Source organism: Alteromonas sp. ABV2_168 (assembly GCF_056161165.1).
The window spans coordinates 209,274-234,068 of sequence record NZ_JBSWYQ010000002.1 but is presented as its reverse complement, the minus strand read 5'-3'; the positions used below and the strand labels follow the sequence as shown (position 1 = coordinate 234,068).

At 40.1% G+C, this 24,795-nt stretch carries 23 protein-coding genes; 4 read left to right on the top strand and 19 right to left on the bottom strand.

Annotation, left to right across the window (positions count from 1 at the left end; translation table 11 throughout):
* Window positions 1-19: 19 nt before the first annotated feature.
* Complete coding sequence (locus tag ACXAH4_RS03950) at window positions 20-1,246, bottom strand: threonine/serine exporter family protein (RefSeq protein WP_474880804.1); 1,227 nt, start codon at window positions 1,244-1,246, stop codon at window positions 20-22.
* A gap of 218 nt (window positions 1,247-1,464) precedes the next feature.
* Here ACXAH4_RS03950 and ACXAH4_RS03945 point away from each other — a divergent pair, with 218 nt between their 5' ends.
* The 4 genes from ACXAH4_RS03945 to ACXAH4_RS03930 are packed head-to-tail and all read left to right on the top strand — an operon-like array spanning window position 1,465 to window position 6,465.
* Entirely contained in the window at window positions 1,465-2,661 is a 1,197-nt protein-coding gene (locus ACXAH4_RS03945) for an outer membrane beta-barrel protein (RefSeq protein WP_474880803.1), read from the top strand.
* 14 nt (window positions 2,662-2,675) lie between these two features.
* Entirely contained in the window at window positions 2,676-3,212 is a 537-nt protein-coding gene (locus tag ACXAH4_RS03940) for a polysaccharide biosynthesis/export family protein (RefSeq protein ID WP_474880801.1), read from the top strand.
* Between the two features lie 20 nt (window positions 3,213-3,232).
* Window positions 3,233-5,491: a GumC family protein gene (locus ACXAH4_RS03935; RefSeq protein WP_474880799.1), complete on the top strand. Its 2,259-nt coding sequence runs from the start codon at window positions 3,233-3,235 to the stop codon at window positions 5,489-5,491.
* A gap of 59 nt (window positions 5,492-5,550) precedes the next feature.
* Window positions 5,551-6,465 carry a VanZ family protein gene (locus tag ACXAH4_RS03930; protein ID WP_474880798.1) on the top strand — a complete coding sequence of 305 codons (915 nt, stop codon included), beginning with the start codon at window positions 5,551-5,553 and terminating at the stop codon, window positions 6,463-6,465.
* A 252-nt stretch (window positions 6,466-6,717) separates the two neighbouring features.
* On the opposite strand, the gene ACXAH4_RS03925 is transcribed toward ACXAH4_RS03930, so the two are convergent.
* From ACXAH4_RS03925 to ACXAH4_RS03840, 18 genes are all read right to left on the bottom strand, one after another.
* A protein-coding gene (locus ACXAH4_RS03925) for an IS3 family transposase (protein ID WP_474880796.1) occupies window positions 6,718-7,826 on the bottom strand; the annotation gives its coding sequence in 2 pieces (ribosomal slippage) (window positions 6,718-7,574 and window positions 7,574-7,826; 1,110 coding nt in all).
* Between the two features lie 228 nt (window positions 7,827-8,054).
* Entirely contained in the window at window positions 8,055-9,326 is a 1,272-nt protein-coding gene (locus ACXAH4_RS03920; protein WP_474880794.1) for a lipopolysaccharide biosynthesis protein, read from the bottom strand.
* Window positions 9,323-9,988, bottom strand: a complete 666-nt coding sequence (locus ACXAH4_RS03915) for a sulfotransferase family 2 domain-containing protein (RefSeq protein WP_474880793.1) — start codon at window positions 9,986-9,988, stop codon at window positions 9,323-9,325. Before ACXAH4_RS03915 ends, ACXAH4_RS03920 begins: the two co-directional genes overlap by 4 nt.
* Window positions 9,989-9,996: 8 nt before the next feature.
* Window positions 9,997-10,773, bottom strand: coding sequence for a glycosyltransferase family 2 protein (locus ACXAH4_RS03910; RefSeq protein WP_474880792.1), 777 nt, complete (start codon window positions 10,771-10,773; stop codon window positions 9,997-9,999).
* A complete protein-coding gene (locus ACXAH4_RS03905) occupies window positions 10,770-11,258 on the bottom strand; it encodes a serine O-acetyltransferase (protein WP_474880790.1) in 489 nt (162 codons plus the stop codon). Before ACXAH4_RS03905 ends, ACXAH4_RS03910 begins: the two co-directional genes overlap by 4 nt.
* The gene (locus tag ACXAH4_RS03900) at window positions 11,249-11,950 is read right to left on the bottom strand and encodes a WecB/TagA/CpsF family glycosyltransferase (protein WP_474880789.1); all 702 of its coding nucleotides are present in this window, start codon (window positions 11,948-11,950) and stop codon (window positions 11,249-11,251) included. Before ACXAH4_RS03900 ends, ACXAH4_RS03905 begins: the two co-directional genes overlap by 10 nt.
* Window positions 11,950-12,795 (bottom strand): beta-1,6-N-acetylglucosaminyltransferase, encoded by an 846-nt coding sequence (locus tag ACXAH4_RS03895; protein WP_474880787.1) that lies wholly within the window; start codon window positions 12,793-12,795, stop codon window positions 11,950-11,952. The genes ACXAH4_RS03900 and ACXAH4_RS03895 overlap by 1 nt, the downstream gene beginning before the upstream one ends.
* Window positions 12,780-13,631, bottom strand: coding sequence for a glycosyltransferase (locus tag ACXAH4_RS03890; protein ID WP_474880786.1), 852 nt, complete (start codon window positions 13,629-13,631; stop codon window positions 12,780-12,782). The genes ACXAH4_RS03895 and ACXAH4_RS03890 overlap by 16 nt, the downstream gene beginning before the upstream one ends.
* Entirely contained in the window at window positions 13,624-14,319 is a 696-nt protein-coding gene (locus tag ACXAH4_RS03885) for a sulfotransferase family 2 domain-containing protein (protein ID WP_474880784.1), read from the bottom strand. The genes ACXAH4_RS03890 and ACXAH4_RS03885 overlap by 8 nt, the downstream gene beginning before the upstream one ends.
* A complete protein-coding gene (locus ACXAH4_RS03880; protein WP_474880782.1) occupies window positions 14,316-15,659 on the bottom strand; it encodes a hypothetical protein in 1,344 nt (447 codons plus the stop codon). The genes ACXAH4_RS03885 and ACXAH4_RS03880 overlap by 4 nt, the downstream gene beginning before the upstream one ends.
* A 2-nt stretch (window positions 15,660-15,661) precedes the next feature.
* Window positions 15,662-16,711 carry a nucleotidyltransferase family protein gene (locus tag ACXAH4_RS03875; RefSeq protein WP_474880781.1) on the bottom strand — a complete coding sequence of 350 codons (1,050 nt, stop codon included), beginning with the start codon at window positions 16,709-16,711 and terminating at the stop codon, window positions 15,662-15,664.
* Between the two features lie 52 nt (window positions 16,712-16,763).
* On the bottom strand, window positions 16,764-17,447 hold the full coding sequence (locus tag ACXAH4_RS03870) for a metallophosphoesterase (protein WP_474880779.1): 684 nt from the start codon (window positions 17,445-17,447) through the stop codon (window positions 16,764-16,766).
* A 141-nt stretch (window positions 17,448-17,588) separates the two neighbouring features.
* Window positions 17,589-17,873: a pyrimidine/purine nucleoside phosphorylase gene (gene ppnP, locus ACXAH4_RS03865; RefSeq protein WP_474880777.1), complete on the bottom strand. Its 285-nt coding sequence runs from the start codon at window positions 17,871-17,873 to the stop codon at window positions 17,589-17,591.
* Between the two features lie 147 nt (window positions 17,874-18,020).
* Window positions 18,021-19,145, bottom strand: coding sequence for a pectinesterase family protein (locus tag ACXAH4_RS03860; RefSeq protein WP_474880775.1), 1,125 nt, complete (start codon window positions 19,143-19,145; stop codon window positions 18,021-18,023).
* Window positions 19,138-20,607: a glycoside hydrolase family 28 protein gene (locus tag ACXAH4_RS03855; RefSeq protein ID WP_474880773.1), complete on the bottom strand. Its 1,470-nt coding sequence runs from the start codon at window positions 20,605-20,607 to the stop codon at window positions 19,138-19,140. The genes ACXAH4_RS03860 and ACXAH4_RS03855 overlap by 8 nt, the downstream gene beginning before the upstream one ends.
* Complete coding sequence (locus tag ACXAH4_RS03850; protein WP_474880771.1) at window positions 20,607-21,626, bottom strand: alpha/beta hydrolase fold domain-containing protein; 1,020 nt, start codon at window positions 21,624-21,626, stop codon at window positions 20,607-20,609. Before ACXAH4_RS03850 ends, ACXAH4_RS03855 begins: the two co-directional genes overlap by 1 nt.
* 2 nt (window positions 21,627-21,628) lie before the next feature.
* Window positions 21,629-23,464: a glycoside hydrolase family 43 protein gene (locus tag ACXAH4_RS03845; RefSeq protein ID WP_474880769.1), complete on the bottom strand. Its 1,836-nt coding sequence runs from the start codon at window positions 23,462-23,464 to the stop codon at window positions 21,629-21,631.
* A gap of 2 nt (window positions 23,465-23,466) precedes the next feature.
* A complete protein-coding gene (locus tag ACXAH4_RS03840; protein WP_474866351.1) occupies window positions 23,467-24,666 on the bottom strand; it encodes a glycoside hydrolase family 88/105 protein in 1,200 nt (399 codons plus the stop codon).
* Window positions 24,667-24,795: the final 129 nt, after the last annotated feature.

The window sequence follows — 24,795 nt, the reverse complement described above, 5'->3', positions numbered from 1 at the left end:
TGAATCATCGAAAAGATCATCAGAGCGCCTTTTTAGTTGGTGCTACAACATTCGCAAAAATTAACCCTGCGATGAGCGACATAAATATCAAAAATACTTCCTGTCCAACATGCTCAGCAGCGACAAAGTCTTGCCCCGAGATAAAAGAATTTAAGCCAATATAGGTTTTTGAACCCGGCACCAGCACAATCAAACCATGCATGCCAACAATGGTATGAGGCTGACGAGCAATGCGGGTAAACATATTAGCAAATACGCCCAGCGCAAAAGCGCCTACAAAGGTATTCATTCCCGCGCCCATGAAATCCGCGCTCCACACCGATGCACCGTAAGCGATAAATGCAGCCGCCACTCCCCAGGGAATGTGTTTAGGGCGGGTTCGGAAGATAGCAACCAGCGACATGCTTAACAGGAATACCGCAAGCCAAGTGCCCCATTCAGGTAGCGATTCAGCAGGCACGTATATGTTTTCACCAAACAAAGAAAAACCAACAGAAACACCGAGGAACGCACCAAAATACAATTTGAATAATTGCATTAACGCATCCATCACCCGCGCTGTACCCGACACCATATTTCTCGAAGCAAGTTCAGATAGCCCCATGGTCAAAGCCAAACCAGGAACAAGTACAATTACAGAGGAGAGAACTATAAGCGGGATATTAATGCCTGGATCGATATAACGGCCTATAGCACTGGCTGCGATACCGGCCATAAAGCTGGTCATAGGTTCCAGCATCATGTTCACGCGTTTGGAACGCAGTGCCCACAAATACCAGATGTAAGACAATAGCCCCAACAGGCCTGACCAGCCAATTTCTGGCCAGCTTGCACCCATCAACATGGCAAAAGCACCTGTTGACAATGCAAATGAGAAACCGGTTACCCATTTTGCATAAGGAGAAGGCATGGCATCGATATCTGACAGTAGCCTGTCGGCCTCAGATAGTGTAACTTTACTGGAAAGGAGTTCACTTGCCAGTCCATCGACGTGAGAAAGGGAATTTAAGTCTAATTCACCAGGTTGTAACCTTGCCGCGTGAGTATATTCATCTTCGTGGCCATCGGACCAGATAACAAATGTAAGAGAAGTCGGCGTCGCTATAATAGAGGCGCGAACGCCCAAATAGGTCGCCACTTCCAACAGATACGCTTCCAGACGGAAGGATGGCGTACCATACTTGTGTAGCATCTTTCCCAAGCGTACGATGAATCTTCTTTTTTGTATGAATTCGACTGTGTGCAATGAATTAGCGTCTCTAGCAAAGTAAATTCTGGAAAAATAGTATAACAAAGAAACTATTTTTTCTCGAAAAACAGCCTATGTATTATGTGCGAAACTTATAGAATGTAAAAGGTAAATTACTGTTTGGGTCTGGATTGGCTATTAATAATTCTTAGAGAACGTCTTAGTTAAAATAAGTTTTAACTTTTTAAATGCGTAAATTAAATAATGATGTAAAAATGAAAATACTGAAAGTAAACAAATCAATATTTGTGAAAAATTTTAAAAAAAAGGCATTTTTTCTTTTTCTGATTTTTTCTTATGTTCAAGATTCTTTAGCAGAAGAAGATTATGGGATGACTGGTGGTGTGAATTTAAGTACGAGATATAATAGTAACATATTGCGTAACCTCGACGAAGAATCGGGAACAAGTGTTTCTATATCTCCAGATATAAGTTTATATGGTGGAAATGTTAAATCTACCTATGGACTCGAATATGCTGGAGAATATTCAAAGTACGATGGTAATAATTCAAAATATGACTATAATAATCACAAAGTTAATTTCATTGCAAATTTTGAACACTCAGTTAAATTTAAAACGAGCCTAACTGCTGAGTATCAAGATACGATTGAAGAGCCAGGTATAAATAACCAGTCCACAGTCGGACTGAACACTTTTAACCAGTACAAGTACCAAGAAATTAAGGTAAAACAGAGTTATGGAAGAGATAGTAGTCAGGGACAACTTATATATTCTTTAGACTACAATAAAAGAGAGTTTAAAAAAATTGAACAGAAGTTTAGAGACGTAGAAAGATTCGATATTGAAGGGCAATTCTTTTATCGTGCTGCGCCCAATACAAGATTGCTCCTGGACTCCAGTATCAGTGATATAGAATATCTCAATACAGATATTTTTGATCAGTCTAGTAGAGACTATTCTCTTATGATCGGAGCAGAATATAAAGCAACTGCAAAACTGAATGGAAGCGTTAAAGCCGGATACCGTATCAAGAAGTTTAAAGATGGTATCGAATTGGAGGATGTTGACTTGCTCTCATATTCAATTGATTCAACTTGGTCGCCAAATACATTTACTAGCGTAAGCATTGGGCTAGCACGTTCTATTCATGAGTCAGCTCAACTAAATGTTGGAAGCTATATAAGAAATAGTTATACAATTAGCGCAGAGCACTCGGTAACCGAGAGATTACGAGCATATGGGGAATTTCAATTTTACACCTATGACATTGAACTTCAGAACGATAGAAAAGATATACGTAGCGAATTAAAAATTGGTGCAAGGAGAAATTTAAAAAGCTGGATGGAAGTGATGGTTGAATTTATAAAGCAAGAACGTAAGTCCGACTTAGAGCAATTCAAATTTGATGCTCACATAGTACAAATTGGTATAGAATTAAATGTTAATTGAGTAGAGTATTTAAGATGAAGGCAAAAATAAAAAATTTACTTGTATTTATAATATCATTCTCAGTTATGAATTGCTGTTTCGCCGAAGATTTGAATTCGTATCGCGTGTCAGTTGATGATGAATTATCAATTACGGTTTTCCAAGAGCCAGAATTGAGTATAGGACGTGCGAGGGTGAGTAGTAGCGGGAGAATATCAATGCCCCTCATTGGCCAAGTAACCGTAGAGTCTCTTACAGTAGAAGAGATTGAAGGGAAAATTACTAACTTATTGCTTGGTGACTATCTTAAGAACCCTAATGTAACAGTAGCGATCATAGAATATCGCCCATTTTACATTAATGGTGAGGTAGAGAGACCTGGAAGTTATCCTTATAGAAAGGACCTAACTATTGAAAAAGCGGTCGTCTTGGCAGGTGGTTTTACAGAGCGAGCATCAAAAGAATCAATTGAAGTTATAAGAGGTGGGAAAAGCGAAGTGATTAAAAATTTGACATTGAGCTCGCAAGTAAGGCCAGGTGATGTTATCACGGTAAAAGAAAGCTTTTTTTGATTCGAGACTAGGGAACTATTATGAGTACCAACTCTACCAAGAGTGCAGAAGACACTCGTAAAATGTCTTCAGATACACCTGTTGCCGATGAAACATTTGACTTCTCACAATACTGGAGAACGATAGTATTAGCAAAGTGGAAAATAATTCTATTCGCAATTTTTTTTGGCCTAATTGGAGGCCTTGTTGCTAAAAATATGACTCCAATGTATCAAGCAACTTCCAAGATACTTGCTGATCCACAAAAACCAAGCTCTAACCCAAACGATCAGTATGTCGCATCTGCATTAGTGTTTCTTTTTTACGAAACCCAGTATGAAATTATCAAGTCACGCAATGTCGCAGAAGCAGTAGTTGAAAAACTAAACTTAGTAGAAAAATTTATTAAAAAGCAGGATGAGAAAAGAGACTTAAAACCTGATGACTTATTTTCTAAGACAGGACAATTTATTCGAGATATTGCAAAATCTGTTGGAGTAGCAGAGGAAAAGCCTTTAGTCAAAAATCAAAGCCGTGAAGAAATAAAAACCATGTTAGCTTTGAATATACAATCAAACCTAAATGTTTCTGGTGGTAAACAGAGTCAAGTGATAAATGTATCTTACTCTTCAAGCGACCCTAAAGAAGCTGCTGAAATTATAAATGCAGTTGCTGATGCCTACATTTCTTTTGGACTAGCATCCAGGCTGGGGGAAGTACGGAGTACTGAAGAATGGCTTGGTGAGCAATACGAAAAATTAGGACAAAAGTTACAAAAGTCGGAAATTGCACTGAGCCAATACCGAACTAGCCAAGGACTTGTTGAAACATCACAGCAACAAAGCCTTGCGAACTCTCAGTTACAAAATCTAAACAACGAGTTAATCAATGCACAAACTAAACTTAGTGATGCAGCCGAGCAATATCGCTTGGTTAATAGTGTAGAAGTAGGAACACCAGCGTCATATTCTCTTGCCCCGGTTTTGGCAAACAAAACCGCAAGTGAAATGGTGCAGGAACAAGCCTCAAAGGTGAGTTTGGTGAGGCAGTTAGAGCAACGCTATGGTGAGAAGCATCCAAAAATGGTAGATGCTCGTGCGGCACTTAAATCTACACAGGAAACACTAAATCGTGAAGTTGAAAAGATTTTTGCGAGCGTAGTAGAAGATTATCAAGCGTCTGTGACTAGAGTAAATAATGTTAGGGCCCTTATAGAAGAAACAAGATCAAATATTCAAAATTTACAAGATGATAATCTAGAATTGGTGCGGCTGGAGAGAGAAGTAGAAAATAATAGACGTGTTTATGAATCATTTCAGTCGCAGTTAATGCAAGCAAATATAAATAGTGAATTTGATGCTTCTAATATACATATAATTGATCGTGCGACCATTCCAAAATTTCCTTACAAACCGAACGTAGAATTATTGGTTTTAATTGCAACTGTATTGGGGGCTTTTGTTGGAATTGTTTATGCATTCGCAAAAGAGGCAATTGATAATACATTCAAAACACCAGACTCTATCGAGGAGAAACTACAAATACCTACACTTGGGATAAGCCCCATTGTTAGAAAAAGCGAGACTGTACCAGCAAGACAATACTTCACTGATCAGAGAACTACATTTTCCGAAAATATAAATAGCATTAGAACAGGATTACTTTTTTCGGATATCGATAATCCACCTAAAACGATATTAGTAACATCTTCAGCAGCTTCTGAAGGTAAATCTACTCTAGCAATAAACTTAGCAGCAGCATTTAGTAATATTGGAAAAACACTGCTGATAGAAGTCGACCTACGGAAACCAAGCCTATCAAAGTATTTAGGATTGAATAACGCTTATGGGCTAACTGAACTGGTCACTGGAACAGCTAAAAGTCACAGAGAAGTCTCAAACGATTTGCAAAAAGAAAACTTAAGTATAATTGCAGCGGGTGAGGTACCCTTAAATCCTGCTGAACTATTGGCGTCAAGAAAGTTTGAAGCAACTCTGAGTAAACTTAGGGAAGAATTTGATTATATAATTATGGATGGCCCTCCAATATTACCGGTAAGTGACTCGTTAATTCTTGGTAATAAGTCTGACGCTGTGATACTCGCTATTAGAGCAGAAGTTACTAAATTTAATGCGGTAAAAGAAACTATTAAGAGGTTAAAAAATCACAGCTCTCAACTTACAGGAGCAGTATTAACTATGGCTGCGACTAGTAAAATGAATTATTACGGTGCGAGCTACTATTCTCAAGAATATTACGGAGAAAGAGATTCATCGAAATTAAAAAAAGTGGATTTATGAAGATTATAAATTAATTTTAAAGGTAGTGGAAACTACCTTTTTTTTTGAAGACATTTGAGATGAATTATCGAAAAATTAACATTCTAATTTTACAAGCTCTCACTGTAACAATACCTGTTATATTCGCAGTTGCGCCATTTCAATTTATGAGTGAATCGAAAAGCTTTTCGAATTACTTTGAAATTTTAGACTTTATAGCAAATTTACTTATTTTCATACCTATTGGTATGTTTATTTTTAAGGAAAAAAAAATTTTTTTTTCTATTATCATTTCTATTTCTCTAGGACTGCTTATTGGCGCGATAATAGAAACAGTACAATCTTATTCGCTATATAGAACCGGTGAGACTTGGGATATAGTAGCTAACGCCCTAGGAACACTGATCGGGACTTTGATAAAATTAAAAAGTAAGACAAGAATCAGTATACTGAAATCACCACTATTTTTTTTTATTATTATTTCAATTCTTCTGCCTGTCTATAAGCTTGTATTTATTTCCGAAAATATAGTGCTAATTGACTTAGTAATAATATTGAACCTGAATATATGTTGTTACCTTTTACTTTGTAAAAATAATTATGATGCTAAATTCTTGTCTGGGCTCTTTTACATAGTGGTAATTTCTTTGTTAACGCTAAACTATTATCTGAAAATTGGGTTTATATATATTTTCCTGATTAATATTTCTTTGCAACTGCTATTTTTTTCAAGATTTAAAAAAATAGTTTTAAAAATATCGATGATAATTTCATTTGTCATTACAATATTTTATTTGTATTTGTTACTAAATTTTAAGATATCTGGAAGAGAAATTGTATTTGATAGTCTAGATAAAAAAATTATTATCTCACACGGTAAAGAAATAGCATTTGTTTATATTTTTGTGGTTTTTTTACTTTTAACTTCAACTTCGATGATTTTTCAATTTATAGAGAAAATCAAAAAATATTTAGTTGGCGCCAAGCAATACTGAAATAAGGACGAGGATATAAAGTATGCAAAGGAAAGATTTAAAATCAATGATCTGCAACTTATTTTTGCAATCTACAATTCTTTTGTTAACTTTACTGCTAACTAAAAATTTAAGAGCTGAAAGCCTTAGCAGACATGAACAAAAAAATAATGCGACTAGGCTTGTCACCGAACCATTTCTTCAATTGCCTGAAAAAACTCGGTTAATGTAGTTTGGTTTACCAACTTTAAAGGCATATTGTCCACTTCCCCATTAATGAGACAGTGCTGAACTAGAGTTTTCCAGTTTTGCCCGGTAAGCTGCCGGAGGCAGGTTACCCAAACTTTCATGTGTTCTTTCTTCGTTGTAATCCAGTCGCCAGAACCAGGCCATTTCTCTTACCTGACTGAGATTTTCAAACAAGTAAGCATCCAGAAATTCTCTGCGGAATGAACCATTAAAGCGCTCAACAAAGCCATTTTGCTGTGGCTTACCTGGCTGGATATATACCAGTTCAATATTGTTGGTTTCACACCAATCTGTCAGCGTTGCCGAAATGAGTTCCGGGCCATTTTCCATACGCAGCTGAGTGGGTAATCCACGCTCAGCTTTAAGCTGTTCTAACCCGCGTACGACACGGCCAGCGGGCAAATACGTGTCGACTTCAATAGCGAGGCACTCCCGCGTACTTTCATCCACGACATTCAGCGTTCTGAACCGTTTTCCGCAATATAAAGTGTCATGCATAAAGTCCAACGCCCATTGATGGTTTGCCTGCTCCAGCACTTCTAATGGCTGGGCTATTCGTTTGGGCAGTACCCGTTTAGTTCTGCGCCTCAGGTTCAATCCCATTTGGCAATAAACGCGATAGACGCGCTTGTGGTTGAAGGGAAAGCCTTTGAACCGCATTCGGCCAAAACACTTCCAGAAGCCTGCTCGTGGCGACTTCTCCAAGACCGCATTGATACCATCAATGACAGCAGCATCCGCTTTACGCCAGTCCCGTTCAGGGCGGTAAAAGGTCGCACGTCCAATACCAACGAACAGGCAGGCTTTTACGACGCTTAGCCCCGCATCAACCAGGATGCTGACGCATTCTCGTTTCTCTGCTGTCACCAACCCTTTTTTGCGACAAGCTCCTTAATGGCATTATTTTCTAAGCTTACATCGGCAAACATCTTTTTGAGCTTGGCATTCTCTTCTTCAAGCTCTTTCAATCGTTTGACGTCAGACGCTTCCATGCCGCCGTACTTGGACTTCCAATTGTAATAGGTAGCGCTGCTGATACCGTGTTGACGGCAGACTTCCTCAACCTTCATACCTGCATCAACTTCTTTTAACACCCCGATGATCTGAGATTCTGTATAGCGTGATTTTTTCATAGTCGTCTCCTGCATTAATCATTGCAGAAAATTCCAATTAAGTCTGTCTCAGTTTAGGGGAAGTGGACATAACGAAGTCAGAGAGCTATCCGAAAACACGGACACTGTATAAAAGGAAGAATGCTCCCATGATACGCTGAACGATTTTGCACCATGGGAATATTTAACTATGCATGAAAAGGGCGAAACCTCTAATTAAGGATGCAACTAATTAGAGAAGGTTTACAGTTATACATTTCTCGAAAATATTTTTTTAGCTACAAAAAACGGACTTATATGAATTTTAGTTATTAGACTATGCCAATTGAGGAGATTGAGACAAAAAATAGAAAGTAAATTAGCTACCGCAACACCCATAATTCCATTTTCTGATGTGAAAAAAGGAATTGAGATTAATAAAGTTATTACAGATATTGTAGTATTTTTCATATGAGAATTTTGATGACCTGTCATCATCAAAATTGAGCCAGTTGGACCAAATATCAAATTTAAGAATTGGGCGGCTACAAGTACAAATAATACATTTGCTGAAGCGAGATAGTCTTCGCCATAAAAATTTAATATTTGTGAGCTAAATATCGCTAGAGATACGAATATTGGAAAAACCAACAATAAGGATATTCTTATAGAACGAACAAGTGAGATATGTAGACTATCTATATCATTATCTACCGCAAAACGTGGAGAAAAAACTGTAGCAATAGCTGCTATTACAAAAAGAAAAATTCCAGCGACACTTGAACAAACACCTAGATAACTACTTTCAGAAGTTGTGAGAAAAACGGCGCCAAGTAATTGGGAGCCCCACTGTTGTGTTTGGTTCAAAATGACGATCTGCCAGAATGATTTTGCCTCAGTAACGGGGAATTCTACGAAAGCTTTTTTCTTTATTACCCTTTTTTTAGAAACTAAAAAAACAACCAATAGGCAGGAAAGTGAATTTGCAACAGTGTAAGAAAGAGCTACATCGTGAAAAGATGATAAATCAAAAATTATCAATAAAAGTATGAATAAGAAATTACTTATGAAGCTCTGATAGAATACAGCTAGAATAGGAGACTTTTTTCCATTTATATATGCTGCATATACACCAGATATAGCTACAGATGGGATCGATAAAACAAGAATTCTAATTGCTTCAGAATAAACTGATGATGAAAGGAAAAACTGAGAGATAAAACTACTAAATGTAAATAAAAATAAAGTAATAACAATAGATAAGGATAGAACTAACAATAGACTTCTTTCTAAAAGAAAATTTAATTTTTCGAACTCATTTTTCTTAGTCAATATACTTGTATATTTTACTAATAAATTAATCGTCCCGAATCTAGAAAAACCTGACAAAAAAGTTACAAGTGCAATGATGACAAAATACGCACCTGAAATCTGGGTACCAGTAGATCTAGTAATGATAATCCCTATTAGAAAACTTAAAACTGCGCTCCCACCTCTAACGCATACAACACCCAATGTTGAAAAAAATTCATCAAATTTCATGAATAAATGTACTCGTAAAGTCTGAAATCCTCACAATAAAATTTTTCGAGTTTTGATATTGATGCGGTATTAAGACCTGAAAACAACTGCTCTTTGTTATCATTCGAAGACTTCTTAAACTCCGCTGATTTTCTAGCAGTAAGACTTTCAAAAGTCTTGAATATGTTTTTTGAAAAATCTCTGTCGTAAAATTTATAGTCTTTCCCCAAATAAAAGCTTTGAGGCAAGAAATGGTGATTGGTAATAGGACATAGATTCATATATTTGTCAATGTTCTTAATAAAATAATTAATGTCTTTCGGGCTAACCTCAAGTCCAGCTTTGCATATTTTTTCTTTCGAAATTTGTAAGTCATTATATTTCACAATTCTATTTTCGAACCCAGAAATAAATCTCTCAATTGGGTCCCGGACATTACATATATTAATGGTATTCTCTAAGCAATTATAATTCCTAAATTCGTTCGAAGGATAATAGTGATGAACCGTGTATTTTTTATTAAATGGAAAATGCTTTGTTTTAAAATCTTTGCCGGTGACATAAAAGTACGCTTCGCGTTTTAGTGAAGTGCATGCATTTTTAGGTACAGGAAAATAAAGAAACTCGTCATTAAGAACGATTCCATTGCCATACTTTCTTGTGGGCTTAAAAAAGTTAATCATGATGTTTACTAACGTTTGAAGAAAAGTTTAAATAAGAAATAACAAAATACACCACAAAATTTATAGAACGCAACTAAGCAGCCTTTACTAGAACGTTCCAATGTTTTAAGTATAAATTCTTTCGAACACTTTTTGATTGAACTCATTAGACCAAACTGCTTATACATTAGTGCACCATTTCCAATCGAATAATCTTTAAGTTTAGAATGGTTGAATTTAGTAATGTCACTAGTTGGATGTTCTACGTAAGTACTACTTATGATAGTTTGTTCCTTATTTTGTACTTCGGCTTGAAACATTATTTCTTCTGAGGCACCAAATATTGTAGAACTTCCAACACCGACTAATTCGTCAAAAAGTTGATTCTTAATTGCTTCGTATGTAAAGAATATTCTATAGCTAGAAGCAAAAGTAGCACCATATACATCAAAGCATGGCGATATTAATACGGTGTTATACCTATGATCTTGGAAAGCAGAGAGAACTTCTGTTATCACGGAACTTGCATACACGCAATCATCGTCAGGAAATCCTACATATTCACCCTTAACAAATTGTAATGCGAAGTTTCTTGCTCGCGAAAGACCTTTAAAGTTAACTTTATAGTAATCAACTTTAACCGACTCATTTTTAAAACTACTGATTATATTTAAAACCCGATTATCACTGTTCTGATCGACTATAATGAGCTGCACTTTTGTATTGACAGGAACAACTATACTTTCAAGGAAACGTTCAACTTCTTTGTCACGTCCAATTGTGCAAAGAATTAATGATAGTATCATTTTATAACCTCGTTAAATTTTATAACTGTTTGCCCTGACTCTACTGATTTCGTAACAACAGCTCCTGCCCCAATTCTTACGTAATTTGCAATTTTTATGTCTCCAAGAATTATAGCACCAGCGCCAATGTCTACGTTATCTCCTATTTCAGGACACGCTGACTCTATGCCGTTAATATCAACTGTGTTACCTATTGTAACCCCCTGTCTAATTTGCAAATTTTTTCCAATTATTACATTAGTGTTTATCACTATGCCTACACCGTGATAAACCCTCAAACCATAGCCAATTTTAGTCTTATAATTTATTTCCACGCCCATTATGAAATCAATTATAATTCTATACAGGATATAGAATGGTAAACCCAACAGCCGTGTATATCTGTTGGAGTGCAAAATATTGGTGCAACGATAGCTAAAAACTATTATCTTAGACTTAATTGTAGGGTTACTCTTTATCTCAGCGATCATTTTTGCTAATGACATTTTAACCAATCCTTTAAAAAGAGAGCGGTTGCCACAGGATATTGAATTAAATATCTTTTTAACATAATTGGCTTGTCAATTATTCTAAAAAGAAATCTCAAATTAAATTTTTGAAAGAAATAGGGATAATAGTTACCTGTTTTAGAAATTTGTTCTAAAAAACCACCGCAAGTTACAATGCCGCCTTGATATCCTTTTTCACGAAGTTTCTCTGAATATTTTTCTTGCAGTGGAGAACCCATTCCAACGACAATTACGTCTGGATTATTTTTAATTACAGACTGCACAGATTCTTCTAAATTATTCCAGATATATCCATTTGTAAAACCGGCTATATTTAGTTTTGGGTGATTATTAGATAGATGGATTGCCGTTTTATTTATTAGATCTTCAGTTGTTCCGATTAAATATATACTTCCTCCTCCTTCCTCCATTTTCTTAAACAAAACTGGAGCTAATGAGGTGTAATCCATGCTAATTCTCTTAGTTTTTATTCCAAATAGATTGACTATAAAGACCAAAATGAATCCATCTAGATAAACGAAATCTAGGTGTTTAAATTTTTTCTTGCGCGAAACAAGGTAAGAATAAGGATTAGTAAAAGTTACATTTTTTTTGTCAACGAAAATGGAATTTGCTATTTCTTCTTCATTTTTGTTATCTATATTCTTTACGAATTCTATTATTCTCATTATTTTACTTTCCTACAAAATAAATTTTGACTATTTTCCATTAATAGAATTATTTCGTCTCTTTGAAGTTGCTTTGGTCCGACCTTTGGATCTGACCAATCTATATAGTGATTTGCAAAATCATATTCTGAATTCAAATGTTCATCGACCAAATAGCTTGAAAGTAAGGTATGAAAGAAAATTTCATCTGGAGCTTTGCTAAATTTTAAGGACTCAAGTAGCGAATCATAATCCTTTATATATGAGATATAATCATCCCTCGTAATACTAAACCATTGTGACCCTTTGTAATAAGTTCGTTCTCTATTAATTCTAATGATGCTTTTTAAAAAAAGTCGAATGCAGATCGTGAAATAGTTAATAATATTTGCAGCATATTTATTTTTATAATTTCTATAGTTCAAACATCGATAATCAAAAAGCCAAATATCATCAACGAACCTCCGATTCAGATGTATGTCCTTTGTTTTAGCTAATTTACCCCAAAAATGAATTTTTGTCCCTCTCTTTAATAATTCATTACGACATTGTTCTGCTTTTTTTAAAGTTGAACATGAGTCACTTAAAAACTGGAAAGTTTTAGAATCTTTAAAGGTAGTGTTTGCAACTGATAAAAGTACGAGCATTGCCTCAACCAATGTTCTACCGCTCCAGTTACAATTAATTCGCATGTGATCGTTGATTAACTCGACGTGATCACTAGTTGCTAAACGCAGTAACTCAGAGGATATCGTAAATTTAGCATCGACATGAATAAGAAATCTGACACCTTCACATCTTAAATCATCTATCAGTTGAACTACATTTTTTTGATTTGTTGCTGCGAGAATTAGATAACATACCACTTTTTAAGAATCCTTTTTTTTAATAGCCTAATAGCCGTTTTAAAATCGAAAAGTAGTAAAAGCTTTATAAAAAGAGATAGCTTCACTTTCTTAAAACTTAATAAAATAAATGCTAGATGCTCTTTCATCTGTTCATTATTCATTTTTGCTTTGTGCTTGAAATATAATTTTGCATAGTCTTTTAGCTTTTTGTTCCTACTTATACGGACGCCTGTATGTAATTCTACATACTGCTCTGCAGAATCAATTTTTTTTGCGAATTTTGCCTTTTCTATAAGCCTTATCCACATATCATGATCTTGTCCAGCCGTTAATTTTTCGTCAAAATATCCAGTTTCCTGCCAGAGCCTACTATTGACAAACATTTGGTTACCTATGCAGTTCGATCTTAATATTTCGTCCAGCGTTATAATCTCTTTCTTACTCCATAGTTTTGTCTTTTTTCCGATCAAAAAATAATCATCAGAGTATAACAGTAAGTTTTCATCATCAGAGCTATCAATAAAATGTTTTAGTCTATTTGGGGTCCAATAATCGTCATCATCTATTCCCGTTATATATTTACCTGTTGCATAGCTTAACCCGATATTCCTGGACTTCTGTGCCCCCATCGATTTTTCATTTCTAATTAATTTAATTCGTTTATCATTTATAGTATCTAAATAGCTTTTAATTTTATTAAATAATTCCATTTCGCTGAAATCATCTATGATAATCAATTTAAAATCTTTATATGTTTGATTTTGAATAGATTTGATTGCACGAATGGCCTTATCTGGTCTATTATGTGTTGGCATATAAATGCTTACGGTCTCTATATTTATAGAATTATTCATAACCGAATTCTCTAATATCTTTCCTGTAGCGCTTGATTAGTAGATCTTCAATTCTATCGTCAATTAGAATATCTTTCGAAACTCCTGTCGAATTATTTTTCACCTTTAGTGCTGGTATACCTAGCTTGTTGGAAATATCATTGAACCTACTTTCAATTTCCTCCAATCGATAGACATTTACATTTGCTTTTGATTGCCTTATTAAGTGAGATTGAGATACAAAATGTCTATCTGCAAGTCTCTCCGGTACGTCGCAAATCTTTTCTACAAAATCATGGAGCGAGTCTTGAAGTGAAAAATAGCCTCCCAAGTAATTTTGGAAGTAGAAGCCATCTTTGAAGAGAAGTTCTGGCTGCCTGAATTTATTCTTGTACAGACTTACTATTCTTTTTCTTGGCTCTCTCACAAACGTAAAAACGAAGTAATCTTTTGGTAATTTTTGGGGGCCGAATACCCTGCAACCTTTGGGAAGTTTTACATGATGTGGGTTTTGATCAAAAATTTCCTTACCATATATATCTTCTATTATTGAGGACTTAATTGCTGTACAAGCCGCTTTTGAATTAACTAAATATGCATATTTTTTTTCGTGATTAATAATAAATTCGGGATGTTCACTACTTCCTGTTAAGAGGAAGCTTAGGTTACGCTTTATACTACCTAGTGGACGTTTTAATGAAGGCTTCACGTGAATCTCCTTTCCTTCTCGATCGTAACTTTAAGAAATAAAATTGGAAAAAATATTGAGTAGCCGATGAATACTTCTTCTTGGAAGATTGCGTAACTCAGCAGGAGTGTAATAAAAATTGTTGAAAGGGATCGCTTGTTCAAAAAAACAAGATTTTTTAGTAAGTAATAAATATAGGCAGCGCTAAATACTCCCAACATATTCAATAACAGTGCTAGACAACTGTCACCATTTATCAGGTTGGTATCTAAGCTAGTAATTCCTCCCGCTGTGGTAGATCCACCGTAGCCAAGCCCCTTACCGAAAACATTTGTAGTAAATGCGTTTAGTGAGCCTATAACTGAATAAATATGAGGATCGTTGTATGCCAAGCCATAGCTAACTGTAAATGATATAAATATCATTATAAATGATAAGACTACGATTTTAGGTGGATATTTTAGGCATAGTTTGTAGAGTAAAATTGTAGCAATTAATAATGATGTTGCTCCCTTAGAAAAAGTTGCCACTGTCAGTATTGAAGCTAATATAAATAATAAGTAATTTTTCTGACTATAAAGGATGATACTAATTGCAGCGAACATAAAACCGGTTGTTATGGGGTGAATTGTCATACCGAAAAATCTTGTTGCTGTTTCCCCTGAAAAATATTGGCTATTGAATAATCTAGTATCAAAGAATGTTTCAGCTCTAAGAAACATTCCATATTTCTTTGATATATATTCTGATATATTTAAAATTTCAATAGCGTAATCTCTTAGTATGAGAAGCATGATCCCTAATATGACAGCAAAAACGCAATATTGTATCATTAATTTTTCTGCTTCTATGATGTATTGTTTTTTCTCTATATAATTTTCGATAATATATAAAATTGCAAAGGGATACAGCAATACCCTTAAATACGCCACTGAATCATTAAATCCATTGTTGATTATCCCGTAGGCAAAATATAGTGCAATTAAAGAGAATATTAACAAATACTGAGTGTTTATTTTTTTGTTAAATATAAATTGAGATACTAGTACAAATATACAGAGTACGAAGTCCATTCCGCGATTCAAGGTAAATGCGAGGTTGTTATCTACTTGATTCACAAGTAATGATGCGTATAAATTTCCCACGACAACACAACTGGCTAATATGTGAATACAATAGCTTGGGCCTAGGATTACAGCGAGTGTGAACACAATGAAAATCGCACCTACTAGATATAGCGATGGGTGAGCTAAAGATAGTAGTGACAATATAAATAAACTGATTTGTGTCAATAGAATTCCGAAAATGGTGCTTTTTAATTTCGGTTGTTTTTTAGTTCCTGCTGAGATTGCGTATTCCATAGTTATCTCAAAAATATTATTTTGTAAATAGTATTAGCTAACGACCTCATTAAATTTATAGTCGTTCTTGTTTTATTTTCAGAAAAAGCATAGAAGCAAAATAATTGATAAAGCCGATCTTTAAATTTTTTGTTTTCATTATCGGGAAAAAATTTCTTTAATTTTAAGGCCATCTTTGCTAGTTTTGGTACCTTTGTCTTAATTGATTTGTAAGCTTTAAGATATTTTTTATCGTTCGTTATTTCGTACATCGCTGAGAAAAGAAAGTACAACGGTATTGAAGCTTCAATTTCCTTTGCTAATGTTTTTACTTTTTCAATTTTCAAGAGATTTTTTTTATCTATCTGATGAAGGTCTATCAATGAATAATTCATAAAGTTTACATTAATCGCCGAGTGTATTGCTATGTGGCAAATTAAATATTCGGTTGACATTATTTTTATATACTCGTTTCTATCAAAACTATAATAACTAGCTTTATCTGATTTATCCCAAAGCTCTTGGTAATTAATGTTGAATAGAAATGGTAAACAAAGGCTATTGTGTAAGTCTATGTTATAGCCATATACTTTATTTACAGGCTCAAAATCTTCTTTCTCATCTTTTGAGAATGTTCTTCTCTTTTCGATAACGCACATCGATTCAGTTATAATTTTCTTCGCTAATTCAAAATCTTTTGACTGTACAAGCAAATCTATATCATTGGCGAGCCGTGGTGCATCTTTTGAATAAAGAAAATTTGAATATGCTGTGCCTTTAAGTAAAATTACTTCTAACTTGTTATCTGTTAATAAATTTAGTGTTTTTCTTAATTGCTGCTCTAATGCTAGTTGCCTAACTATTCCTTGTTTTGCATTTTTTTCTATTTCTTTTATTTGTGTTTTCTTTTCTAGGTTGTTTAGCATTGCTAATTTAAATACTAAGGGGGATATTCGCCAGTTTCTCTCGACTTCTGTTTGGCATTTTTCTAATGTAGATAAAATATCCTTTGGTTCTTTTACCTCTTCATAATTAAGAGCAATCCGTAAATAATCTTTCGTTTTTTCATTCATTGATTTATTGGATAATCCTGATTAGAGATTTTAGATTTCCATTTATGATATGTTATTTTGTTAATTTTAGATCTAGTAATGTGGGTGTTTTATAATACCCAGTGTCAATATGTAATGAATTCCCAATCCAGATCGGATCAGGCGTAGAATTATGCCCATGAATCGAATAGTCCACGCCATGATTTACCTTATTGAGCTTTTTATTAAATCTTTCTCTATCCCACATCAGTGGGAATACACAGGCTTCAGTATTTTGTGGCATATGCTCCCAACTCCAGGTCGGGGGGAGGGTATGTGAAATGCCGATCTTCTTTCCCTGATAATCAACAGTTATTGCGAGCTGTTGTTGCAGGAACCATTTGCACATACTTACCAGCGTTTGGAAGTCCGCTGTTTGATGCCACTTTCCACCATTTTGCACCCAAAGGCGCATGGCGTAACTGTCCCTGCCCATTAATGCTTCCAGCATCATGTGTTCATGATTGCCGAGCACTACATGGGCGTTAATTTCCTGCATATATTCGACGAGTCTGGCGCTGTCGTTTCCGCGATCAATAATATCGCCTAAGCTTATTAATACATCGTCTTGTGGGTTGAAATCAACTTTATCTAATTCTGATTTCAGCTTTGTGAAATTGCCGTCGAGATCGCCAACAACAAACACACGTTTATCATCCTCGATAGTAATGTGTTTATGCAGGCGTACTTTGCTAATGACGTTGGTTTTGACTTGCATTGAACTGACTACGCTAACTTCCTTATTAGGCATAGTGTATGTTTTTCGAGTCGTGGTTTCAAAGAATAACTTTGAAGGTCGGGTATGTGCGGCAAGAATTGAGTATAGGCGCAACGGGTGTTACGCCTTTGATATTTATTTTTAGCTATAAAAACAAAGATAAGCCGTGGTCACTTCCACTTTCACATCAAAAGACTTATTTGCTGCTACGTTAAACTCTGTGCCTGTTTTATAAGACTGGAATGCGTCTGAACCGGGCAGTTTTACAATCAGTTCACCTTCAACCACTTTCATCAATTCATCTTTAGAGGTGCTGAAAACGTATTCGCCTGGCAGCATAACACCTGAGGTGCACGGGCCGTTTGCAGATTCAAAGGCGATGGATTTTACGTTGTCGTCGAAATAACTGTTTACGCTTAATGACATGAGTGTTCCTGATAAAAATTAGGGTCACACAGTGTGCCGTAAGGAACAGGTTTCTTCTACCGCCATTTTGTTTTTCAACTAACAGAAATGGCATGAGATAGACCGCTAAGCACTAATTGCTCAGCGGAACTTGTTTGTTGAGGTAGTTTACTTTGGCGTGCCGGTAAGTTCTGGCTCCCAACCATTCAAAATATTAAACCGCTTATAAATATCCATTTTTTCTACGCCTAGCTGGGGGCGCTGTTCGTTAATGGCGTAGCCCGGGCCGCTGCTGCCATATTCCGCAAAGCGGGCATCGTTGATGGGGTCGAATTCTTTTCTGCCGCCTTCTTTAGTTGAACCGCCCATGGAGGCCCAGCCGGTTGTGGTGATGTGTGCATCCATCCAGGTGTTGATAAACACGGCTTTACCGATGGCGAAGGGGTTGGCATAGCGGCCATCGTCGAAGGTGGTGGTGGGGTGCCAGGGTCTGCCCAGTGGCACGGAGTTGTCCGGTACGCCTTCTTCACGCAGCAGTTTGCAGTTTACGAAGGTCAGGCCGAAAGTATCTGAAATCAGCGTGCTGGGGGCGGTGATGTAGCCGGTGATGTCCATGTCTTTCCCTCTGGGGCGGGAATAGATACTGACGGTATCGAAATAGGCATTGCCGTCACCGAATATGAAATCCACATTGCCCCGGATTTCGCCGCCTTTGAAGTAGCTGCGCCCGCCACGGACGTACAGGGTATCCTGATACCCGAGCAGGGCAACATTCTCGATAAAGGTTTTGTCGGTGTATTCTGAAATTTTAAGGGCCACTGCCTGCATACCGGACACTCTGGCCGGGTCGCTGCTTTCTCTGGCATCTTCGGTTAAAAAGTCGAAGCCGTTTTCGATGGTGAGGTTAGCAATGTGTACGCCGGGACGGGTAATTTCCACAGTAGCACTGCGTGAGGTGCCCCAGTGTTCTTCACTGCCGCGGGTAACGGCTTTGCCGGCGTAGCGGTCGAATACAATTTTGGTCTGATCCATACCGGCACCGATAAGGGTGATGCCGGGTTTATCTATCACCACGCGCTCGTAATATTCCCCCGGCGCGACGGCGATGGTCCAGCCGCCCTCCTGCGGGGCGGCGTTAACGGCTTCCTGTATAGATGAATAATGTGTTTCGTCGATGGCGGTACTGGCCACAATGGCATCAGCAGTGACAGATTCAGGTAAAAAGCGTTCCGGCTTCTCGCTGCTGCATCCTGCTAACAGTACGACCAACAACAAACAACATATTCTAGACATCAGGGAGTTCCACGGTTTTTCCGTTCACACGGATATTTTGCTGAGAGATATTATCTATATTCTCAATTATGGATTTTTTATCAACCTTCGTGAATATCAGATTTTTCAGCGACACGCCGGTAATGGGCGTGTGATCGTATCCGCGCAGCACAAAAGCCCGTTCGGCATGTTGCACATACAGGTTCTCGATGGTGATATCTTCCAGCTTGGGTGTGAACTCACCCACATCGCCTTCTTCATAGAAGAAGTTAATCACTACGGCATCTTTTACCTGGCCCACACGGAACTGACGGTAGTTCAGGTTCTGAAGGTGTCCGCCCCGGATAGAGTTGGTTTTAATGCGCACGGCACGGTCGAGATCCGGGCTACTCATTTCACAGTTCTGTGCATAAAGGTTTCTTACGCCACCGGAAATTTCACTGCCAATCACCACACCGCCATGACCGGCTTTCATGGTGCAGTCGTTAATGAGGATATTTTCACAGGGTTGTGCCACGCGGCGGCCATCGGCATTACGGCCTGATTTAATGGCAATACAGTCATCCCCTGTATCAAACGTACAGTTCTCGATAAGTACATCGGTACAGCTTTCCGGATCGCAGCCGTCAGAATTGGGGCCATAGCTGTGACAGTAAATATCCCGTACGGTCACATTGGTACACAGTACCGGGTTAACCAGCCAGAAGGGGGAGTTACGAATAGTCACGCCGGAGATCAGCACGTTCTTACAGCGGTATGGCTGAATGAAAGGCGGGCGCAGATAGTTCTCTTCAAACACACGCTCTGCCACCGGCACACCGTCTTCGGCCATCTGACGCAGCACATCGCGGGTGTATTTCTGGTTTGCCACGGGATGATCACCCCATTTGGCTTCTTTCCATTTACCTTTCCACGGCCACCAGTTGTCCGGGCTGCCGCCGCCTTCCAGTGTCCCTTCGCCGGTAATCGCCACGTTGGTTTCTTCAAAGGCGTATATCAGCGGGGAATAGCCCATCAGTTCAGTGCCTTCCCAGCGGGTGAACACATATGGCTTGTAAAGCTCAGGCTCGGGAATGAAATGCAGTACCGCGCCTTTGGCCAGATAAAAATTGATATTGGATTTTAAATGTACCGGGCCGGTATAAAACTCACCGGCGGGCACTTCAACGGTACCGCCTCCCTGTGCAGCCACATCGCTGATGGCATCACGGATAGCCTGTGTGGCATCTGCCTGACCGCTGCTTTCACCGGCGGGCTTTGCGCCGTATTCAGTAATGCTGACATGCAGCGGCGGAAATTCAGGTGCACGGATACGCTGACGGATGCGGCGTGCATCGTCGTTCCAGTCGAAATCGACGGTGGCCACAGGTTGCGTAAAGGTTTGCGTAACACTGCTGCAGCCTGATAACCCCAGAAAACCTGCGGTGGCGGCGCTGCTGCCGGCTAATTTAAGTAAGTTGCGTCGGGATGCTTGAAAACCCATTATTGATTAACTCCGGATGCTATCTGGCTTAAGAAGGTGTGGATCCGCTCTGCGGTTTCTGTGAGATACGGTTCAAACAGCCAGAATGTGTGGATATTGTTGTCGTACTGATAATACTTGCTGGCAATGCCGTGGCTGCTGAGTTTGTCGAGCACTTCGTCTTTGCCGGCAGTAAAGCGCATCTGGCCGCTGCTGATGATAAGCATGGGCGGCGAGTCTGCATCGATATGTTTGGCGGTGGATGCCTCTGCCCAGCGTTCCGGCAGCGTTTCATACGCGCCGCCGAACCACATGCCGGCAGCGGATTTGTCCTTGCGTTTATTTTCACTTGCAAGGGCCAAGGGGTGGGTGAAATCCAGCACGCCGTCAAGGTCGACGACAGCGTTTACGCGCACGGCGTCTGCTGAATGTTCACCCTTAAACAGGGTGGTGTTGGCGGTATTACCAATGAGTCCGGCCATATGACCGCCGGAAGAGCCGCCGCCCAGGGCAATTCTGGTCGGGTTGAATCCCCAGGCAGCAGCATGCTCTTTTGCAAACGCCAGTGCGTCGTTGATGTCTTCAAGCCCGGCAGGGTATTGCGCTTCCATGGATAACCGGTACTCAGGAGTGATCACCACATAACCTTGCTGAGCCAGTAAATTCGCCAGCGGGTAGAAATGGCTTTTATTGCCTGAACGCCAGCCGCCACCGTGAATGAACATGATTGCCTGATCATTGGCTTTGTCTGCGGCGGGCAAAAATACATCCAGATGCAGTTCACGGCCATCTGCCACTTTATAACGGCGGTCGAATAACACCTGCTGACCTTCAGTGAAGGAGAGTACCGGCTCTTTAAGTTCGGGATGTTCTCCCCGATAGGCATAGAAGCGCTGGGAAATGCTGTAGCTGTCGTCCACGGGATAATCTTTGGCGCTCACCGGCACGCTACCGGCGGCACAAAGCGCGCACAGGGCTGCGGCTGTGAGGCAGCGAAGCCGTGTGCTGACATCAGATTGTGGCATGAAAGCCTGTAACATGATTAGGGTCTCCGTCGCGGCAAAAATCTGAAGTAATTCACCTTCAGTGATGCCGGGGCGCTTTGTGTTGCATCAGACAGTTTTGCACCGGACATTGCGGCGTCTGCATCCGCAGACACACTGAACAGACCGGTTTTTGCGCCGACCCAGCGGCCGCGTCTGGCTTTAAACTGTTCGCCCACCACCGTAAAGCGTGTTGCATTAGCGCTCTGCGCGCCGCTTCCTGCGGCCTCTGCGTTAACGCGGTAGCTGAATATGGCGGTGGCATCACCGGCCATCACATAGCGCAGTTCGATGATTCTGGTGGTGGCACTGTCATCTGCTGTTCCATTTTCACTGAACAGTGCATTTACCGGGCCATAGTCGTGTACCGTCTCATCGCAACCGGTGCGGGCGTTTTTACACTGCACGTAAACAAGATGGGTTTCACCGTCCACGGGTTTTACGCCGATCCAGGCATAATCTTCACCGAACAGCAGCAATCCGCCTTCGGCCTGTGCACCGTCTTCCTGCAGAATGATTTCAGCGCGCACGTCGTAAGTCAGTGCCGGCAGCTTTTGCAGTAATAGTGACGGTGTAGACCAGAGATTATCGCCGGTGGTGGTGATTTTGGGCTGTGCCGGTAAGGTAAGCACGCCGGACTGCTTATCGATGCTGTACCAGTCACGTTCCCAGTTGGCATTCCACTGCCACTGAATGCCCAATTCGTCATTGAATTCATCCGTCGCGGGCTGAGGTTTCACTTCGCCCGGGTTGTCAGTCAGTGGTTTCTTCCAGCGGTATACCGGTTCGCCGGTGCCGTCACCGTCTTTATCTTCACCGATAACAGGCCAGTCGTTTTCCCAGTGCATGGGCTGTAAATGCACAATGCGGCCGTATGCCTTGCGGGACTGAAAGTGAATAAACCAGTCTTCGTTTTTATTGGTGTGGATCCATGAACCCTGATGGGGACCGTTAATGAGCGTGTCGCCCTGGTCCATCACGGTTCGGGGTGTATAAGGGCCGGCGATGTTGTCAGAACGGAACACCGACTGCCAGCCGGTCTCCACGCCGCCGGCCGGGGCGAAAATGTAATAGTAGCCGTTACGCTTATAAAACTTGGGACCTTCCAGTGTGCGGTAACCGTTAATTGCGTTGCCATCGACCACATGGGTATACGTGTCGCTGACCTGTGAGGCATCACCGGACATTTCCCGTAAGCTGAGCACATTGTTAAAGCCGGCGCGGCTTTTTGCCCAGCCATGCAGTAACCAGGCTTTGCCGTCGTCATCCCACAGCGGGGTAGGGTCGATAAGGCCTTTGCCGGCGAGAATTAATTCAGGTTCGCTCCATTTACCGGCAGGATCGGCAGCGGTGGTCACATAAATGCCAAAATCGGGGTCAGGGTAAAAAATCCAGAATTTACCGTCGTGATAACGGATATTCGGTGCCCATACGCCGTTACCGTGCTGGGGTGTAGCAAACACATCCAGTGGTACCTGCTGTGGCTGGGCGTAGTTGATAAGTTCCCAGTTAACCAGATCGGTAGAGTGCAGCACCGGCAGGCCGGGGGCGGCATTAAAGCTTGATGCTGTCATGTAGTAGTGGCCGTTAACGGCCACTACGTCTGGGTCGGAATAATCGATATGCAGGATGGGGTTACGGTATTCACCGTTCTGCAAATCTGAAATCCACAGCCGCGGATCGTTTGCGTTATCTTCAGCGCTGCTTGCGGCTACTGCCGGCGATTTTGCTGCGGAAGACTGTGCATCTGCACAGCCCCCCAGTGCGGCAGTCGCTGCCATAACAGCCAGCGCAGGTGCGCAGGGCAGAGATTTCAGAGTATGCAGAATGCCCATGATTATTTTTCCAGTTCCAGTGCTGCCAGAATGAACGGGCCCACGCCTTTTGCGTCGTTAGCACGTACCGGTTCGCTGAGGTAGTAATCGAAAGAACCGTCGCGGTACGGGTTGCCGCCAAGACCGGCTACGGCACAGATGTTGTTCAGGCTGATAACATTGTTCGCCGGGTCGACAGAAATCATCTGATCTTCCATACCGGCAAAGCCTTTTTTCGCATACGCCATGTAGCTTTCAGGCAATACGTTCATGTTCACAGCTTTGGCAATCGCATAAGTCAGCATGGCAGTACCGGAGCCTTCCAGGTAGTTACCTTTCTTATCGCCGAGATCGGTTACCTGATACCACGCGCCGGTTTCATCCTGATATTTCACGGCCTGGTCTACAAAGTTTTGCAGACGGGATACCAGCCACTCACGTTTTTCATCCTGTGAAGGCACAATTTCCAGTACATCCACAATGGCCATGGCATACCAGCCTAACGCACGTGACCAGTGATTAGCAGAAAGGCCGGTGCCTTTGTCTGACCATTTCTGATCCCGGGATTCGTCCCAGCCGTGACGTGGCAGACCGGTTTTGTCGCTGTACAGGTGTTTTTCAATCAGCTCAAACTGCTTGTATACATCATTAAGTTCTTCAGGGTTACCGTAACGCATGATGTATTCGGCATAGAAAGGTGCGCCCATGTACAGGCCGTCCAGCCACATTTGTGACGGATAACGCTTCTTGTGCCAGAAACCGCCTTCGCTGGTGCGGGGATGGTCGTTCAGCTGGTCGCGCAGGGTGTCGGCGGCCAGTTTATATTTTTCATCACCGGTTTGGTCATACAGGAAGAACAGTACTTTGCCCGGATTGATCATGTCGATATTAAACTTGCTGCGGACGTAGGTATTGATGGTGCCGTCTTCATTCACAAAACGGTCGTAGTAGTTTTTGATGTAGGTGAAATACTTCTGATCACCGGTTTTTTCATACAGTTTAGAGAACGCCAGCAGGTTCAGACCATGCACATAGTCCCATTGGGGCTCTTCATCCCAGTCGATCATCCACGCTTCAGGAAAGCGTACCATTTCCGATTCGGCCATACGTACAGACCAGGGTTGGGTGTTGTCTAAGTAACTTGATGAATCCGCTGCCATAACACTGGCCGGGGCGGTGCAGGCCGCCGCGATAAGCAGTACGGAACTAAAGAACTTACGCATGGAGATCTCCAAAAATTAACAATTTAAATACTTAACGTGCTACCGGTAGCATAATGAGGGGTGGGATGTGTGTTGTCAAGTTGTTATAGCTAGTGCGTAAGGGTTAACATTCATCCGCTTTGATCTATA

Excerpts from the sequence above, each read along its gene's own strand:
- ACXAH4_RS03940 (WP_474880801.1), top strand. The coding sequence starts at position 2,676 with ATGAAGGCAAAAATAAAAAATTTACTTGTATTTATAATATCATTCTCA.
- ppnP (WP_474880777.1), bottom strand. The coding sequence starts at position 17,873 with ATGTCATTAAGCGTAAACAGTTATTTCGACGACAACGTAAAATCCATC.
- ACXAH4_RS03900 (WP_474880789.1), bottom strand. The coding sequence starts at position 11,950 with ATGAGAATAATAGAATTCGTAAAGAATATAGATAACAAAAATGAAGAA.
- ACXAH4_RS03840 (WP_474866351.1), bottom strand. The coding sequence starts at position 24,666 with ATGCGTAAGTTCTTTAGTTCCGTACTGCTTATCGCGGCGGCCTGCACC.
- ACXAH4_RS03855 (WP_474880773.1), bottom strand. The coding sequence starts at position 20,607 with ATGGGTTTTCAAGCATCCCGACGCAACTTACTTAAATTAGCCGGCAGC.
- ACXAH4_RS03905 (WP_474880790.1), bottom strand. The coding sequence starts at position 11,258 with ATGTCATTAGCAAAAATGATCGCTGAGATAAAGAGTAACCCTACAATT.
- ACXAH4_RS03880 (WP_474880782.1), bottom strand. The coding sequence starts at position 15,659 with ATGGAATACGCAATCTCAGCAGGAACTAAAAAACAACCGAAATTAAAA.
- ACXAH4_RS03935 (WP_474880799.1), top strand. The coding sequence starts at position 3,233 with ATGAGTACCAACTCTACCAAGAGTGCAGAAGACACTCGTAAAATGTCT.
- ACXAH4_RS03910 (WP_474880792.1), bottom strand. The coding sequence starts at position 10,773 with ATGATACTATCATTAATTCTTTGCACAATTGGACGTGACAAAGAAGTT.
- ACXAH4_RS03845 (WP_474880769.1), bottom strand. The coding sequence starts at position 23,464 with ATGGGCATTCTGCATACTCTGAAATCTCTGCCCTGCGCACCTGCGCTG.
- ACXAH4_RS03890 (WP_474880786.1), bottom strand. The coding sequence starts at position 13,631 with ATGAATAATTCTATAAATATAGAGACCGTAAGCATTTATATGCCAACA.
- ACXAH4_RS03930 (WP_474880798.1), top strand. The coding sequence starts at position 5,551 with ATGAATTATCGAAAAATTAACATTCTAATTTTACAAGCTCTCACTGTA.
- ACXAH4_RS03915 (WP_474880793.1), bottom strand. The coding sequence starts at position 9,988 with ATGATTAACTTTTTTAAGCCCACAAGAAAGTATGGCAATGGAATCGTT.
- ACXAH4_RS03875 (WP_474880781.1), bottom strand. The coding sequence starts at position 16,711 with ATGAATGAAAAAACGAAAGATTATTTACGGATTGCTCTTAATTATGAA.
- ACXAH4_RS03920 (WP_474880794.1), bottom strand. The coding sequence starts at position 9,326 with ATGAAATTTGATGAATTTTTTTCAACATTGGGTGTTGTATGCGTTAGA.
- ACXAH4_RS03945 (WP_474880803.1), top strand. The coding sequence starts at position 1,465 with ATGAAAATACTGAAAGTAAACAAATCAATATTTGTGAAAAATTTTAAA.
- ACXAH4_RS03860 (WP_474880775.1), bottom strand. The coding sequence starts at position 19,145 with ATGTCTAGAATATGTTGTTTGTTGTTGGTCGTACTGTTAGCAGGATGC.
- ACXAH4_RS03850 (WP_474880771.1), bottom strand. The coding sequence starts at position 21,626 with ATGTTACAGGCTTTCATGCCACAATCTGATGTCAGCACACGGCTTCGC.
- ACXAH4_RS03870 (WP_474880779.1), bottom strand. The coding sequence starts at position 17,447 with ATGCAAGTCAAAACCAACGTCATTAGCAAAGTACGCCTGCATAAACAC.